Source organism: Micromonospora sp. NPDC047670 (assembly GCF_043204915.1).
GTDB lineage: Bacteria > Actinomycetota > Actinomycetes > Mycobacteriales > Micromonosporaceae > Micromonospora.
In genome coordinates this window covers 691573-705510 of sequence record NZ_JBIDDA010000002.1, presented here as the reverse complement: position 1 = coordinate 705510, position 13938 = coordinate 691573, and the positions used below count along the sequence as shown (strand labels likewise).

The 13938-nt window shown below is 73.5% G+C and carries 14 protein-coding genes; 5 read left to right on the top strand and 9 right to left on the bottom strand.

Going from position 1 to position 13938, the window contains the following annotated elements; genetic code table 11:
* Nucleotides 1-6 precede the first annotated feature (6 nt).
* The 3 genes from ACGF7U_RS07830 to ACGF7U_RS07820 form a co-directional block, all read right to left on the bottom strand.
* The gene (locus tag ACGF7U_RS07830) at nt 7-603 is read right to left on the bottom strand and encodes a TetR/AcrR family transcriptional regulator (protein WP_393104076.1); all 597 of its coding nucleotides are present in this window, start codon (nt 601-603) and stop codon (nt 7-9) included.
* The gene (locus tag ACGF7U_RS07825; RefSeq protein ID WP_393104074.1) at nt 593-1411 is read right to left on the bottom strand and encodes an SDR family NAD(P)-dependent oxidoreductase; all 819 of its coding nucleotides are present in this window, start codon (nt 1409-1411) and stop codon (nt 593-595) included. Before ACGF7U_RS07825 ends, ACGF7U_RS07830 begins: the two co-directional genes overlap by 11 nt.
* A 317-nt stretch (nt 1412-1728) precedes the next feature.
* Nucleotides 1729-2151 carry a winged helix-turn-helix transcriptional regulator gene (locus tag ACGF7U_RS07820; protein WP_393104072.1) on the bottom strand — a complete coding sequence of 141 codons (423 nt, stop codon included), beginning with the start codon at nt 2149-2151 and terminating at the stop codon, nt 1729-1731.
* A 145-nt stretch (nt 2152-2296) separates the two neighbouring features.
* Here ACGF7U_RS07820 and ACGF7U_RS07815 point away from each other — a divergent pair, with 145 nt between their 5' ends.
* Entirely contained in the window at nt 2297-3616 is a 1320-nt protein-coding gene (locus ACGF7U_RS07815; RefSeq protein ID WP_393104070.1) for an MFS transporter, read from the top strand.
* On the opposite strand, the gene ACGF7U_RS07810 is transcribed toward ACGF7U_RS07815, so the two are convergent.
* On the bottom strand, nt 3576-3983 hold the full coding sequence (locus ACGF7U_RS07810) for a hypothetical protein (protein WP_393104068.1): 408 nt from the start codon (nt 3981-3983) through the stop codon (nt 3576-3578). The genes ACGF7U_RS07815 and ACGF7U_RS07810 overlap by 41 nt on opposite strands.
* A gap of 127 nt (nt 3984-4110) precedes the next feature.
* Between ACGF7U_RS07810 and ACGF7U_RS07805 the strand changes: the two genes are divergently transcribed.
* Nucleotides 4111-4737 carry a TetR/AcrR family transcriptional regulator gene (locus ACGF7U_RS07805; protein WP_393104066.1) on the top strand — a complete coding sequence of 209 codons (627 nt, stop codon included), beginning with the start codon at nt 4111-4113 and terminating at the stop codon, nt 4735-4737.
* A gap of 95 nt (nt 4738-4832) precedes the next feature.
* Here ACGF7U_RS07805 and ACGF7U_RS07800 read toward each other — a convergent pair whose 3' ends face one another.
* Together ACGF7U_RS07800 and ACGF7U_RS07795 are read right to left on the bottom strand one after the other, a co-directional pair.
* Nucleotides 4833-5624 carry an SDR family oxidoreductase gene (locus ACGF7U_RS07800; RefSeq protein WP_393104064.1) on the bottom strand — a complete coding sequence of 264 codons (792 nt, stop codon included), beginning with the start codon at nt 5622-5624 and terminating at the stop codon, nt 4833-4835.
* On the bottom strand, nt 5621-6595 hold the full coding sequence (locus ACGF7U_RS07795) for an LLM class F420-dependent oxidoreductase (protein WP_393104181.1): 975 nt from the start codon (nt 6593-6595) through the stop codon (nt 5621-5623). The genes ACGF7U_RS07800 and ACGF7U_RS07795 overlap by 4 nt, the downstream gene beginning before the upstream one ends.
* A gap of 144 nt (nt 6596-6739) precedes the next feature.
* On the opposite strand from ACGF7U_RS07795, the gene ACGF7U_RS07790 reads away from it, so the two are divergent.
* Nucleotides 6740-7621: a DUF1028 domain-containing protein gene (locus ACGF7U_RS07790; protein ID WP_393104062.1), complete on the top strand. Its 882-nt coding sequence runs from the start codon at nt 6740-6742 to the stop codon at nt 7619-7621.
* A gap of 117 nt (nt 7622-7738) precedes the next feature.
* Here ACGF7U_RS07790 and ACGF7U_RS07785 read toward each other — a convergent pair whose 3' ends face one another.
* Nucleotides 7739-8440 carry a maleylpyruvate isomerase N-terminal domain-containing protein gene (locus ACGF7U_RS07785; RefSeq protein WP_393104179.1) on the bottom strand — a complete coding sequence of 234 codons (702 nt, stop codon included), beginning with the start codon at nt 8438-8440 and terminating at the stop codon, nt 7739-7741.
* Between the two features lie 91 nt (nt 8441-8531).
* Here ACGF7U_RS07785 and ACGF7U_RS07780 point away from each other — a divergent pair, with 91 nt between their 5' ends.
* The gene (locus tag ACGF7U_RS07780; protein WP_393104060.1) at nt 8532-8984 is read left to right on the top strand and encodes a YbhB/YbcL family Raf kinase inhibitor-like protein; all 453 of its coding nucleotides are present in this window, start codon (nt 8532-8534) and stop codon (nt 8982-8984) included.
* 39 nt (nt 8985-9023) lie between these two features.
* Here ACGF7U_RS07780 and ACGF7U_RS07775 read toward each other — a convergent pair whose 3' ends face one another.
* Nucleotides 9024-9911: a phosphatase PAP2 family protein gene (locus tag ACGF7U_RS07775; RefSeq protein ID WP_393104058.1), complete on the bottom strand. Its 888-nt coding sequence runs from the start codon at nt 9909-9911 to the stop codon at nt 9024-9026.
* A gap of 84 nt (nt 9912-9995) precedes the next feature.
* Between ACGF7U_RS07775 and ACGF7U_RS07770 the strand changes: the two genes are divergently transcribed.
* Nucleotides 9996-10685, top strand: a complete 690-nt coding sequence (locus ACGF7U_RS07770; protein WP_393104056.1) for a DUF3159 domain-containing protein — start codon at nt 9996-9998, stop codon at nt 10683-10685.
* Nucleotides 10686-10965: 280 nt separating this feature from the next.
* On the opposite strand, the gene ACGF7U_RS07765 is transcribed toward ACGF7U_RS07770, so the two are convergent.
* On the bottom strand, nt 10966-13857 hold the full coding sequence (locus ACGF7U_RS07765) for a glycoside hydrolase family 48 protein (RefSeq protein ID WP_393104177.1): 2892 nt from the start codon (nt 13855-13857) through the stop codon (nt 10966-10968).
* Nucleotides 13858-13938: the final 81 nt, after the last annotated feature.

Below are 13938 nucleotides of genomic sequence, written 5' to 3'. Positions count from 1 at the left end.
TCTTGTTCAGTCCGGCGCGAGCGAACGCCAGATCCGGTCGGGCAGAACGCGGGCAGCCTGCCCGAGATCGATGCCCGGCACGCCGGCGAGCCACCGGCGGGTGGTCTCGGCCACCGGCCCGATCAGCAGCATCTCGATCAGTGGCTCCGGCAGGGTGGCAATCTCGCCGGCCTCCATCCGCGGTCGCAGCCAGCCGGCGACGGCCGCCATGCGCGGCGCCTTGGCAGCCGCCACCTGTTCGGCGTGCGCGGCCAGGTAGCCGGCGTAGGCCGAGGCGTGGATGAACCGCGCCGCGGCCGGGTTTTCCTCGGTGAAGCGCAGGTAGGCCGTAACGATGGCGCGGACGCCGGTGCGGGCGGTCCGGGCCCGGCTCAGCGCCGCGATCAGCTCGTCGAACAGCGCCGCCATACACCGGCTGTACAGCGCCGCGGCCAGCCCGTCGAAACTGCCGAAGTGGTGATAGAGACTGCCAAGGCTGACCCCGCTGGCGGCGGTCACCGCGTTGACCGTGAAGCCGGGCTGGCCGGCCGACTCGAACACGTCCAGCGCCGAGGCAAGCAACCGTTCGGCGGTCGCCTCGCCCCGCTGTTGCTTAGGCGACATGAGCCATCCCCTGGTCCCACAGCCGCCGGGCCAGGGCCGGATCGTCCGCCACGGGCGCGAGCGGCACCTGGCGGTCACCGTCGAAGTAGCGGCCGGACTCCCCGCCGGGCGCGAACGCCAGGCGCGCCACCCGCGCCGCGCCGACCGCCGGGGCTTCCCACCGGCGCTTGATCGCCTTGAGCAGCAGGCCGGGCACGCCGCCGGGATCTCCCAGGCCGGTCCTGATGACGCCGGGGTGCACCGCGTCGATGGTCACCCCGGCATCCTTCCAGTGCTCGGCGAACAGCGGCACGGTGAGCAGGTTCGCGAGCTTGGTGTCGCAGTAGGTGCGCATCCGGTGGAAGTCCGCACCCCTGGGCGTCCGATCCGGGTCCACCCTGCCCTTGACGTAGAGGCCGGCGCTGACCTGGACCACCCTCCTCAGCCGCTCCTCCAACAGGTGGTTGAGCAGGAACGGCGCCAGGTGGTTCACCGCGAACGACTGCTCGTAGCCGTCCTCGGTGCGTACCAGCCGGGTCGGCCAGACACCGGCGTTGTGCACCAGCACGTCGATCCGGTCGCAGCGACTGTGGAGCTCGGCCGCGACCGCCCGGATGGACGACAACACCGACAGGTCGCCCACCACCAACTCCGCCGAGCCACCCGCGCCGCCCGGGGGCACCCCCAGCGCCGCCACCGCCTGCTCGCCCCGCGCCCGGTTCCTGGTCACCAGCACCACCCGGCAGCCCTGTCGCACCAACCCGGCGGCCACCGCGAAACCGATGCCGCGGTTGGCCCCGGTCACGACCGCCGTCACCGTCTCCGCCATAGCCGCAGCCTAGACCAAAACCAAAGATATGTTCTAGAACGAATTTCTGCCCAAAGCTTTACGGGCATCGAGGACCGGCCACATACCGCCGGGATGCCAGAGGTACGAGGCCACGGGACCCACCGGTCACCGGCGCCGCCGTCGTCACCGTCCCCACCCTGAACGCCATCGAGCCTGATCGGTAGGGCGGCTGTGGTGCGCGGTCGGCAGTGCGTCAGCGTCGAGCCGTTCTTCGCATCGGTCGCGATCGAGTTCGTCCGCAGGCCGTGATCGCGGGAGGCTCCCGGGCGGCGAGCACAGGGGTCGGCCGGATCACTTCACCCGGCTGACCGGTGACGCCTCTCGACCTTCCGTACCTGCGTGTTGCGGTCGGACAGGTTGTGCCCACCACGGCCGGTCGGACGCAGTTCAGGCACGACGGCAGCGGTGTCGTCCAGGAGAACGGAGTGCGCCTCGCCAGGAGCGAACGCATGGCGCTCACCCCATTGGCGCAGGGCGAGCACAGCGGTGAACAGGTCATGACCGGCCTCCGTCAGCACGTACTCCTGGCGCTTGCCGGACGGGGCGATCTCGCGGGCCAGGATGCCGTGGGCAACGAGCCGGCGGAGCCTGTCGCTGAGGATGTTCCGGGCGACGCCGAGGCTGCGTTGGAAGTCCGTGAACGCGCGAACGCCGTCCATCGCGTCACGCACGATGAGCAGGCTCCAGCGGTCTCCGACCAGGTCGAGCGCGCGGGCCACGGGGCACTCCGGGTCCGTCCAGTGCGCGGAGGCGAGTTGCGGGCCGGCCGACTGGGACGTCACAAGAACCTCCGATGAGTTGCGATCCGAAACCATTATGCCCTAGCCTCCGATCAGTTGCATATTGCTACTGATCGGAGACGCGATGGAACCCGCCGGACTCAGCTCGGGCCGTCGACTGCTGCTCGCGGCGCTGTCCGCGGTCGCGGTCGCGAACATCTACCACGCACAGCCCTTGCTGGCGCGCATCGGCGCCGACCTGGCCATCCCCGAGCAGCACGTGGGCTGGATCGTCGGGATCGGGCAGATCGGCTACCTGCTGGGCCTCGTCGCGCTGGTCCCACTGGGCGACCTGGCGGATCGTCGCCTGCTGATGGCGGCCCACGTCGCGTTCACGGCGATCGGCACGGGCCTGATCGCACTGTCCGACACATCGGTGGGCGTGTTGGCGGGAGCGGCACTGGCGGGACTGTTCTCCGTCGTGGTCCAGATCGCCGTCGCCTACGCGGCGGCCGTATCGAGTCCCGCCGAACGCGGACGCAACATCGGGGCCGTCACCTCCGGCGTCGTGATCGGCATCCTCGCCGCCCGTACCGTCGCCGGAACCCTCGCCGACGCAGCGGGCTGGCGCACGGTCTACGCCGCATCCACACTCGCGTCACTCGCAATCGCCGGCGCCGTCCTGGCCCTTCTTCCCCGCGAGGCGCGGCAGAAGCGGGATCGCGGGTACCTGCGCGCGGTCAGCTCCGCGCTTCGCCTGCCCCTCTCCGACCGCACGTTCCGCGGCCGCGCGCTGCTCTGCTTCTTCCTGTTCGCCTCGTTCGGGACGCTCTGGAGCGGGATCGCCCTGCCGCTGAGCGACGAGCCATGGAACCTCTCGGCGACCCAGATCGGCCTCCTCGGCATCGCGGGGCTCACCGGGGCCCTCGGTGCCGCGCGAGCCGGCCGCTGGGCGGACCGGGGACTGGCGACTCCGGTCACCGGATGGTCGCTTCTCCTCCTCATCCTCTCCTGGATGTTCACCGCACAGGCCCCCCACTCCCTGCCGCTGCTGGTCATCGGAGTGGTGGCGCTCGACTTCGCCGTGCAGGCCGTACACGTGACCAGCCAACACCTCGTCACGGCCGGCAGGCCCGAGGCGGCCAGCCGCACCATCGGCGCGTACATGGTGTTCTACTCACTCGGCTCCGCCCTCGGCGCGGTGAGCACCACCTGGGCCTACTCGACGGCCGGCTGGGCCCTCACCAGCCTGCTGGGCGCCGCCTACGGCGTCGCCGCGCTCGTCGTCTGGGCGTTCTCGCGCCACGACGCCCGGTTCGCGCCCTCGGCCCGCCGACCGGTGGGCGCGGGAGCGCTCGGCCGCGACGTCGGGTCTTGGGTGAGTCCGGATCGGCAGGGAGGAACGCGACCGATCGTTCGCCGGCTCACCGCTCCGCGAGGTGTTGGCGGGCCTCCCGCCAGATGACTGACGGCTCGCACCGCTCCGTCGTCCACGTGGTCGATGTCAGTCGGCCGCGCCGCCGGTACCGCTTCATGATCACCACGTGGTCGGGCCAGGCCACGAACTGCCGCAACGCGTCCTGGTCCCGCCAGACCGACACCGAGCCGCACCGGCGGCTGAGCGGTGTGGTCCACAACCACATCCCGACCGCACCCGTCAGGTCCGGCCAGGCGTCGCGCAGGCGCATGCCGGCCCGGTAGATCCCCGGCAGGTCCCGCGCGCGGTCGGCGCGGAACGCGGTCACGGCGACGAGCACGGCCCCGGTGGCGTCGACGGCCGGCCCCGGCGTCCAACGGGTCCGCAGCACGCGGCCCTCCTCGATCTCGGACATCCCCGTCACTCTCCCGATTTTCAGCACGATCGTTCGTGCTTGAAAAGCATGGTAGCGCCTGCTGGGCCAGACAGACCGAACGCCCGTACGCTGAATCGGCGCAGCGACAGAAGGAGAGGGCTCCGGCATGGCGGGTCGGCCGCGCGACGAGCGCACCCGCGCGACGATCCTTCGTCGCGCCGCGGACATCGCCTCGAAGGACGGCCTGGAGGGCCTCACGATCGGACGGCTCGCCGCCGACCTCGGCGTGAGCAAGAGCGGACTGTTCGGCTACTTCGGCTCCAAGGAGGAGCTTCAGCTCGCCACCCTGCGCACGGCGTCCGCGGTGTACCTGGACGAGGTGGTCCAGCCCGCCCTGGCCACCGCGTCGGGCCTGCGTCGACTGTGGCGGCTGTGCGATGCCTGGCTGAACTACTCGGAGCGGCGGGTGTTCCCGGGGGGATGCTTCTTCTTCACCGTCGCCGCCGAGTTCGACGCTCGCCCGGGCCCCGTCCGGGAGGCGGTGGCCGCCGCCAGCCTCGACTGGACACGGCTGGTGACCCGCACGATCGAGGACGCACGCCAACTGGGCGACCTCGCGGAGACGACGGACGCCGACCAACTCGCCTACGAGTTGATCGCGCTGCTGGAGATGGCCAACGGCACCTCGCTGTTGCACGACGACCCCGCCGCCTACCGCCGCGCCCGGATCGCCATCCTCGCGCGTCTGCGGGCCGCCGCCACCGCGCCACTGTCATTCGACGTGGAGCGCTGAGCGAGGCCGACGCCGGTCGGCGACGGGCGGCTCAAGCGCGCACGCGACATCGGCGCCCCGCGTCGTGATCGGTGACCACGCCACTTGTCGGGGCACTACGCCCGCAGGCGGCGCACGAGTTTACGCAGGCCGGCCTGCCAGCCGTCGGGGTCCTCCGCCCGGCGGAGGGCGTACGCGGCGACCTCCGGGTGCGGCAGGATGAGGAACCGCTCCTCGGCGAGGCCGGCGACCACCGCGTCGGCGACCTCGTCCGGGGCGAGCACCGCGCCGGAGGCGGCGATCACCCGAGCGCCGAGGTGGCCGGCGGCCAGCCCCTCGGCCAGCATCGGCGTGTCCACCCCCTGCGGGCACAGGGCACTGACCCGCAGCCCCTGGTCACGATAGGTGACGGAGAGCCACTCGGCGAAGCCCACGGCGGCGTGCTTGGTGGTCGTGTAGGGCGCGTCCCCGACCGCGGTCAGCACGCCCGCCGCCGAACAGGTGTGCAGCAGGTAGCCGCCGCCCCGAACCAGCATCGCCGGGAGCACCGCCCGGGCGGCATAGACGTGCGAGAGCACATTCACCCGCCACGCACGGTCCCAGCCGGCGTCGTCGACCTCCACTCCCCCGCTGGTGGCCACGCCCGCGTTCGCGCAGAACAGGTCGATCCGCCCGTACCGCCGCTCGGTGTCGGCGACCAGCGCGCGGACCTGCTCCTCGTCGGTCACGTCCACGGCGGCGGGACGGGCGACCGGGCCGACACCGGCGGCCACCGCGCGGGCGGCGTCGGCGTCGAGGTCGGCCACGACCACGGCCGCCGCGCCCTCGGCGGCGAACCGCCGCGCCAGGGCCGAGCCGATGCCGCCGGCCCCGCCGGTGATCACCACCACCCGGTCGGTGAGGTTCACCGCGCCCCACCCCCGCCCAACCGCGTGATCAGGTCGCCCAGCACCGCCGTGCCGCCGGCGGCCAGCTCGGGGGTGGGCAGCAGGGCCAGCACGGGCACGTCGACCCCCGCGCCGGCGTAGCGGCGGACCTGCTCGCGGCAGTGCTCCGGCGAGCCGTGCAGCACCAGTGCGTCGACCACCTCGTCGGGCACCGCCGCGCCCGCGCCGCGCCGGTCCCCGGCGGCCCAGGCCCGCCACATCGGCCCGAGCACCTCCTCCCGGCCCAGCCAGCGGTGGAACTCGGCGTACGCGGGGACGGTGAGGTAGCTGGTGATCAGCCGGCGGCCCAGGGCGCGGGCGTGCGCGGCGTCGGAGGTGGGGCAGACGAAGATCCGGGTGACCACCTCGAAGCCGGGACGGCGCTCGCCCACCTCGGCGAGCGCCCGCGGCACGTCGTCCGCGCCGAGCCAGTTGAGGATGACGCCGTCGGCCTCCGCGCCGGCCAGCCGCAGCATCCCCGGGCGCAGCGCGGCGAGCAGCAGCGGCGGCGGCACGGCCGGCTTGCGGTCCAGCGTGAACCGGCGCACGGCGAAGGTGTCGAACTTCCCGTCGACGGTCTCGCCGGACAGCGCCACGCGCAGGAACCGCAGGACGTCGCGGGTACGCCGGAACGGTTCGTCGAACGGCACCGCGTTCCAGTCGCGGACGACGACCGGCGAGGACGCGCCGATGCCGAGCGCGAACCGGCCGGGCGCGGCCTCGGCGAGCGCGGCCGCGCTCATCGCCAGCAGGCCCGGCCCCCGGGTGAAGACCGGCGTGATCGCGGTGCCCAGGCGCAGCCGGGGCTGCCAGGCGGCGGCGAGCGCCAGCGGGGTGAACGCGTCCGCCCCGTTGACCTCGGCGGACCAGACGTCGGTGAAACCCGCCCGGTCGAGGGCCGCGTAGACCGCGGCGTGGTCGGCGAGCGGGATGCCGTCCAGCGGCACCGTCATGCCCCATCGCGTCGTCATCGATCGATGGTGCCCGCTCGCCGCGCCGCCGAGCAAGATCCGGCCCGAACCGGCCACCCGTCGGGACACCGCCAATGCATCGAACAGCACGGATGCGCACGGGGTGGAGGGCGTTAGTCTCCATGCGTGACCTTCTCGCTCGTCGCCCGATCCGACGACAGCCGCCTGCACGGCGTCGTCGTGGCCAGCAGGTTCCTGGCCGCCGGCGCGCTGGTCCCGGCCGCCGAGGCCGAGGTCGGCGCGCTCGCCACCCAGGCGCACGTCAACCTCGCGTACCGGCCGCAGGGGCTGACCCTGCTGCGCACCAGGGTGGCCGCGGCCGACGTGGTCGCCGGCCTGGTCGCCGCCGACCCGGACCGGGACCACCGCCAGGTCGGCGTGGTCGCCGCCACCGGCGCGGGCGCGACCTGGACCGGCCCGGCCTGCCACCCGTGGGCCGGCGGCCAGGCCGGGGACGGCTGGGCGGCGCAGGGCAACATCCTGGCCGGTCCGCAGGTGATCGACGCGGTGCGCGACGCCTGGCTGGGCGGGGCGGCGCTGCCGTTCCCCGACCGGCTGCTCGCCGCGCTGCGCGCCGGGGACCAGGCCGGCGGCGACCGGCGCGGCCGGCAGAGCGCCGGGCTGCTGGTGGTCGAGCGCGGCGGTGGGTACGGCGGCACCAGCGACGTCCTGGTCGACCTGCGGGTCGACGACCACCCCGATCCGGTGGCCGAGCTGGGTCGGCTGCTCGCGGTACACACCCTGCTGTTCGGCCGGCCCGACCCGGCCACCCTGCTCGACCTGACGGGCGCGGTCGCCGCCGAGGTCGGCGCGCTGCTGACCGCGCTGGGCCTGCCGGTCGACCCGGACCAGCCGGAGGAGGCGCTCTTCGCCTGGGCGGGCATGGAGAACCTGGAGGAGCGGCTGGTGCCCGGCCGGATCGACCCGGTGGTGCTGGACCACCTGCGCAAGGCCGTCCCCCGGGTGCCCGCGCCCCGCGCGGCGGCGGACCCGCTCGCCGCGACCTGACCCGCTGCCCCCGGCCGCCGAACGGCACCGTTGATCCGGTGGCCGTCCCCGGCGGTCGGTGCCCGACGACGGGTCGCGCGGTGGGCGGTCCGGCCGACGGGCGGCACCGGGGTCGGGTCAGCCGCCGAACGAGAGCCAGCGGAAGCCGGCGGCGTCGACGGTTGCCCGCTCCCCGGCGGTGAGGTGCGCCCGGCCGGTCGCCTTGCGGATCAGCGTGAGCCGGTCCCAGCCCAGCTCCGCCGGAACGGGCCGGCCACCGGTGAGCAGGTCGGCGACGACCTCCGCCGCGGTGCTCGTCAGCCACGGCTCCCGGTCGAGCGCCGCCGCCAGGTCCAGGCCGTGCACCCCTACCTCCACCACGCGGGTACGCAGGAACTCGGTCAGCGCCATCGCGTCGCCGTGCCGGGTGCGCACCACCCGGCCGGGCGGCTGGGCGTCCACGGCGTCGAGGGCGTCCCGCCAGGCGCGGTCGAAGTCGGCCACCAGGGCCGGGCCGTCGAGTTCCCGAGCCTCCCGCCGGCCGCTGTCGACGCGGGCGGCGTCCACCGGCGGGGTGAACTTGGCGGCGCCGTAGTACCCGGCGGCGTCGACCTCGGCACGCGGCGGCGCGGGCGCGGCGAGCATGTCCACCAGGCGCCCGGCGCCGGTGCGCACGTGAGCCAGCAGTTCCCGCACCGTCCAGGGACGGCAGTCGGTGGGGCGGTCGAGATCGCCCTCGTCGACGCCGCGCAGCACCTCCCCGAGCCGCCCGCACTCGTCCCGGAACGCCGCCCGTACCCGCTCCACCGGTCCTCCCCCCGTCCGCACCCGCCACCGCAGACCCTCTCACGCCGCCGATCACGCCCCGCGGGCCGTTTCGGCGGCCGTCCGGCGGGTACGCGCGGCCGGGCCGAGGAGAGGAGCACCACCGATGGCGGGGATCATGCTGCGCAGCACCGCGTTCAACGACCACGACACGTTGCCGAGCCGCTTCGCCCGCGAGGGCGGCAACATCTCGCCGCCGTTGGAGTGGTCGCAGGTGCCGGAGTCCGCGACCGAGCTGGTCCTCTTCGTCGAGGACCCGGACGCCGGCAAGACCCCGTTCCTGCACTGGCTGGTGACGGGCATCGCGCCGACTTCGGCCGGGGCGCCCGAGGGCGGGGTGCCCCTGGGCGGCCGGGAGTGGCCCAACGACTTCGGCACGACCGGGTGGGGCGGGCCGCACCCGCCGCAGGGCGACGACCCACACCGGTACTTCTTCCGGCTCTACGCGCTGGACCGGCCCCTGGAGTTGCCCGACACGCCGCGCGCCGCCGACGTGCACCGCGCGCTCGTGCAGCGGGACCTCGCCAGCGGAACGATGGTCGGCACCTACTCCCGCTGACGCGGGTTCGGCCCCGGGCGCGAGGCGGCAAAGCCGCGGTCAGCCCTTGACGCGGGGCACCAGCCGGTGCACGGCGGCCAGCACCAGCGCCATCACCACGCCCATCGTCCCGGCGATGCCGGCGGCGCTGCCGGCGTAGCCGACGAACAGCGGCCGGCGGGCCAGCTCGTCGGGCGGGGTGCCGCGCAGGTCGACCAACCAGGCCAACGCGAGCCCGCAGGCCACCGCCGCCAGCACGCCGCCCACGCCGAGCACCGCGGCGGCGACCCGGTGCGCGTCGGCCGACTCCACCTGCGCCTGCTCCCGCTGGGTGACCAGCAGCAGCAGCCCGGCCAGCGCCGCCCACACCCCGACCACCAGGAACGCCGCCACCGCGTCGCTGGGCCGGTGCCAGCCGGCGGAGAGGGTGGCGACCCCGGCGACCGCGGCGTAGCCGGCCCCGAGGAAGGCGCCGAGCGCCCGTACCTTGCGCGGCAGGACGAGCACCAGCGCCACCGCGACGGACGCGGCCACCGTGGCGTGCCCACTCGGCAGGCTGTTGCCGGCGTAGATCCGCTCCGGGTCGACGCCGAAGTCCGGCCGGGTCAGGCCGTACTTGAGCAGTTGGGTGGTGCCGTTGGCGCCGGCGATCAGCAGGGTGGCCGTGACGGCGAGCGCGATGCGACCCCGGATCAGCGCGATGAAGCCGATCACCGCGGTCGCCGCCAGCAGCGACACGACCGACATGGCGTTGAGGATCCGGTCCACCGGGCCGTCGATGCGGTCCTGGCCGATCCGGTTGCCGGTCAGGGCGACGGTGTCGAGCCACTGGCCCACCTCGGCGTGCACGGCGACCCGCCACACGGCGAGGAACGCCGCCGCCTGGACGATGGCCAGGACGACCAACCAGACCGCGGTCCAACCCCTCGGCGTCGCTCGCACCCGCACACCGTAGCGGCCGGCCCGTCCCGGTCGCCCGGTGGCCCGCCCACCGGCGGCGACTACGTTTGACGACGGACGTGAGGAGGTGCGGTGACCAGGACACCGGAGCGCGAGACCGCCCCGGCGGATCGACCGGAGACGCTCGCCGACCTGTTGGGCGGGCGCCGGGGCGCGGTCGACGCCACCCTGCCACCGGTGGCGTTCACGGCCGGTTGGCTGCTCGGCGGCCACTCGCTGTGGGGCGGCGTCGGCGCGGCGGTGGTCACCGGCGCGGTGCTGGCCGGCTGGCGGTTGCGCCGGGGCGACCGGCCGCGCTCGGTGCTGGTCGGGCTGCTGGCGGTCTGCGTGGCCGCGCTGGTCGCGTTGCGCACCGGACGCGCCGAGGACTTCTTCCTCGTCCAGCTGCTCTCCAACGCGGCGAGCGCGCTGGCGTGGGTGGTCAGCATCGTCGTGCGCTGGCCGCTGCTGGGGGTGGTGGTGGGCGTCGCGCTCGGGCAGCGCGGCCGGTGGCGGCGTGATCGGGCGCTGCTGCGCGCGTACGGCCGGGGCAGCTGGGTGTGGGCGGCCACCTACGTGCTGCGGGTGGCGGTGTTCCTGCCGCTGTGGCTCGGCGACGAGGTGGTCGCGCTGACGGTCGCCCGGGTGGCGCTGACCTGGCCGCTGGTGGCGACCGCGCTGGCGGTGAGCTGGGTGGTGGTGCGCCGGTCGTTGCCGGCCGGCCATCCGGGGCTGCGGCACCCGGTCGCCCCGGCGCGGCCCGCCGTGGCGGCGGACACATAGAGGGAGAGGCCGCCACGGGGGGAGCGGCCTCTCCGGTGACGTACGTTACTCCGTCGCGGTCCCGCGCGTGATCCCGCGAGACCTGTTTTTGCGGGCTTTTTCGCGCCCGTTGCGTATCCGGGTGGTGGGGTGGGCCGGTCCGCTCCGCTGCGTCGGCCGAAGGGCCGGCCCACCCCGGCCTGACCGTGGGAGTCAGGCCGTCCGCCGACCGGGCTCACGTGCCCCTCGCCCGGTCGGCCTCCGGGTGGGCGAGCGGCGCCGCCCACCCGGAGGAGCTGGTTCAGCCGTTGGGGAACAGCTTGCCGTAGTCGGCGTACGCCATGGCGACGTCGGCCTGGGCCCAGAACCGGTGGTAGTTGAACTCCGGCTCGGGGCCGCCGTTGAGGTACGCCTGGACCTTCGGCCAAGCCGGGTCGTTCTTGTAGAAGGAACGGATGTCGACGAAGCTCTTGCCGGCGGCGATGGCGTCACCGTTGGGCATCGTCCCCGTCCAGCCCGGCGGCACGTAGAGGCCCTGGCCGGTGCCGGCGTCGTAGACGTCGTCGAAGCGGCGGTAGTCGCCGCGCTTCTCCGTGGTGGAGACGCCCTGGGCGTCGCTGGCGGCGTGCAGGGCGTCCAGCAGCCCCTTGGCGGTGTCCTTCGCCGCCACGTTGCCCGACTTGGCCGCGTACGCGATCAGGGTCCGGGCGTAGGCGGCGGCGACGCCGACGTCCTGGCCCTTCACGGTGACCTCGACGTGCAGGTTGGTGTTGGGCTGCGGGTTGGTCGGGTTCCAGGTGGTCGGCTGGCCGGTCCACTTCATGTCCGACGGGATCGACCAGTTGGCGCCCAGCGTGGTGTTGGCGATCGCCCACGGCACCCACTTGTCCAGCAGCGCCTTGGCCTTGGCGTTGCCGGTCTGCAGGTAGAGCTCGGCGATGCGCTGCATCGACCAGGCCTGCATGCCGAACCACTGGTTCGACGGCGGGTCGTTGTAGACCGGGTCGACGTCGTAGTACATGCCGTAGAAGGTCGACGTGCCGGCCGGGGGCTGGCCGTAGTTGCCGCCCCAGCTGTTGGTCGCGCCGCCGGCGATGCCGCCCTCGGCGGACTGGAGCCAGGTGTAGAACTCCAGCTGCCGCTCGAAGCTCTTGGTCCAGTCGGCGACGGCGGTCGGCGACTTCGGCTTCAGCTCGTTGACGTTGGTCAGCGCCCACGCCGCGAACGGGTTCTGGTAGCCGAAGTGGTTGTGGCTGGAGCCGATCCGCCACGACCAGTTCTGGTTCGGCTCGTACGCGCCGCCCCAGGCGTAGTACCAGGACATCAGGTAGTGCGCCGAGTCCTTGCCGGTGCCCGCCGGGCAGGCGCTGGCGCCGACGCAGTTGCCGATCTTCTTGAAGTACTTGTCGAACATGGCGTAGCGCAGGTAGTCACCCATCTTGGCGGCCTTGGCCACGGTGGCCGCCACGTCGGCCTCCTTGCCCTGCTCCTTGGCCCAGGTCAGGGCCCAGTAGGCGGCCTGCACGGCGCGGGCGTCGGCGTCCGGGGCGTTTGTGTACTTCCACTGCTTCGCCGGGGCGTTGGCCTCCTTGATGAACAGGTCGAGGTAGCCGTACCGGCCGCCGTGGGCGAAGGTGTCGCAGGACGGCTGCGGCACGGTCTCCCACACCGACTCCTGGGTGCCCCGCTGGAAGGTGTTGATGTACGTCGGGCGGCTGGTGCCGTCGCCGCAGCGGCCGAAGCCGTAGGTGTTGTCCACGTCGAGCAGCCAGTGCATGCCGTAGATGTCACCGGTGCCGTAGGTGGACTGCAGCTCGCTGCGCAGCGGGTCCTGTCCGACCGGCACGGAGGGCTCCAGTTGGGACGGGTACTGGCTGGGCAGGTCGTGCTCGGCCGCGTACTGCGGGGTGCCGGCGGCGCCCGCGCTCGGCTGGTCGGCGTGCGACGGGATGATGTACTTCTCCATGACCGTCCAGGCGTTGTTGAACGGCGCCCAGTTCTGGGTCACCCGCCCGTAGTTGGCCTCCAGCCAGAGCCAGAAGCTGAACGCCTCCGAGGTGGTCTCGTGGCCGTGGTCGGGCGCCTCGACGATCAGCGTCTCGATGGAGTGGTACGGCACGCCCTCGGGGCTGAAGTAGCCCGAGTTTTTGATCTTGCCGTATTGGTCGAGGAACCGCTTGACGTAGGTGTTGTCCCCGCCGCCGTTGTCGTTGTCGATCTCGGTGGCGGTGATCGCCAGCGGCGCGTACCCGGTCGCCGAGGCGGTGACGGTGGCGGTGCCGCCGAGCGTGTCGGTGTCCTCCGCCGCCGCGACGGTCACGTTCACCCCGGTGTTCCAGTTGCTCGGGGTCAGGGTCACCGAGGTCGGCGCGACGGTGATGTCGGCGTCCCCGGTGCGGGCGAGGGAGACCGGGACGTTGGCGGTCGGCGCGGCGCTGAGCTTGAGGTTGACCGCCGAGCTGCCGCCCTCGCTCACGCTCACCGCCGACGGGGTGGCGACCAGCACCGGCCCGGACGCCGGCGTGACGGTGAAGGACTTCTCCGCGGTGGCGCTCAGGTTGGCGTTGTCGTACGCCTTGGCCTGGACGGTGTACGCGCCGGCCGGCAGGTCCTCGAGGGTGTAGCCGTACGGGGCGGTGGTGTCGGTGTTGACCAGCAGGCCGTTGCGGTAGAACTCGACCTTGCTGATCGTCCCGTCCGGGTCGCTGGCGGTGGCGGTCAGCGGCACGTCGGCGGGGGCCTCGAACGGGCCGGCCGGCACGCTGAGCCCGACCGTCGGCGGCTGCTGCTGGGTGCCGCCGCAGGTCACCCCGTTGACGGAGAACGAGGTCGGCTTCGGGTTGCTGCCGCTGTGCGATCCGTTGAAGCCGATGCTGGTCGAGGCGCCGGTGCCGAGGCTGCCGTTCCACGACTCGTTGGTGGCGGTGACCTCCTTGCCGGTCTGGCTCCACTTGGCCGACCAGCCCTGGGTCACCCGCTGGTCGCCGGGGAAGGCGAACTTCAGCGTCCAGCCGTTGATCGGGTCGCCGAGGTTCTTGATGGTGACGTTGGCGGTGAAGCCGTTGTTCCAGTCGCTGGTCGCGTAGACCACGTCGCAGGCCGGGGCGGCCTGGGCGGCACCGGCCGGCAGGGTCACCCCGCCGACGGCGAGCGCGGTGGCGGCGACCATCGCCAGGCGGCGACGTCTTGCCAGATGTCTCATGAGCGCGGTGTCTCCTCGGACCTGGCCGGGGACGAAGGCCCCGGCGGGGCGCCTGCCCACGAAGGGGGATTC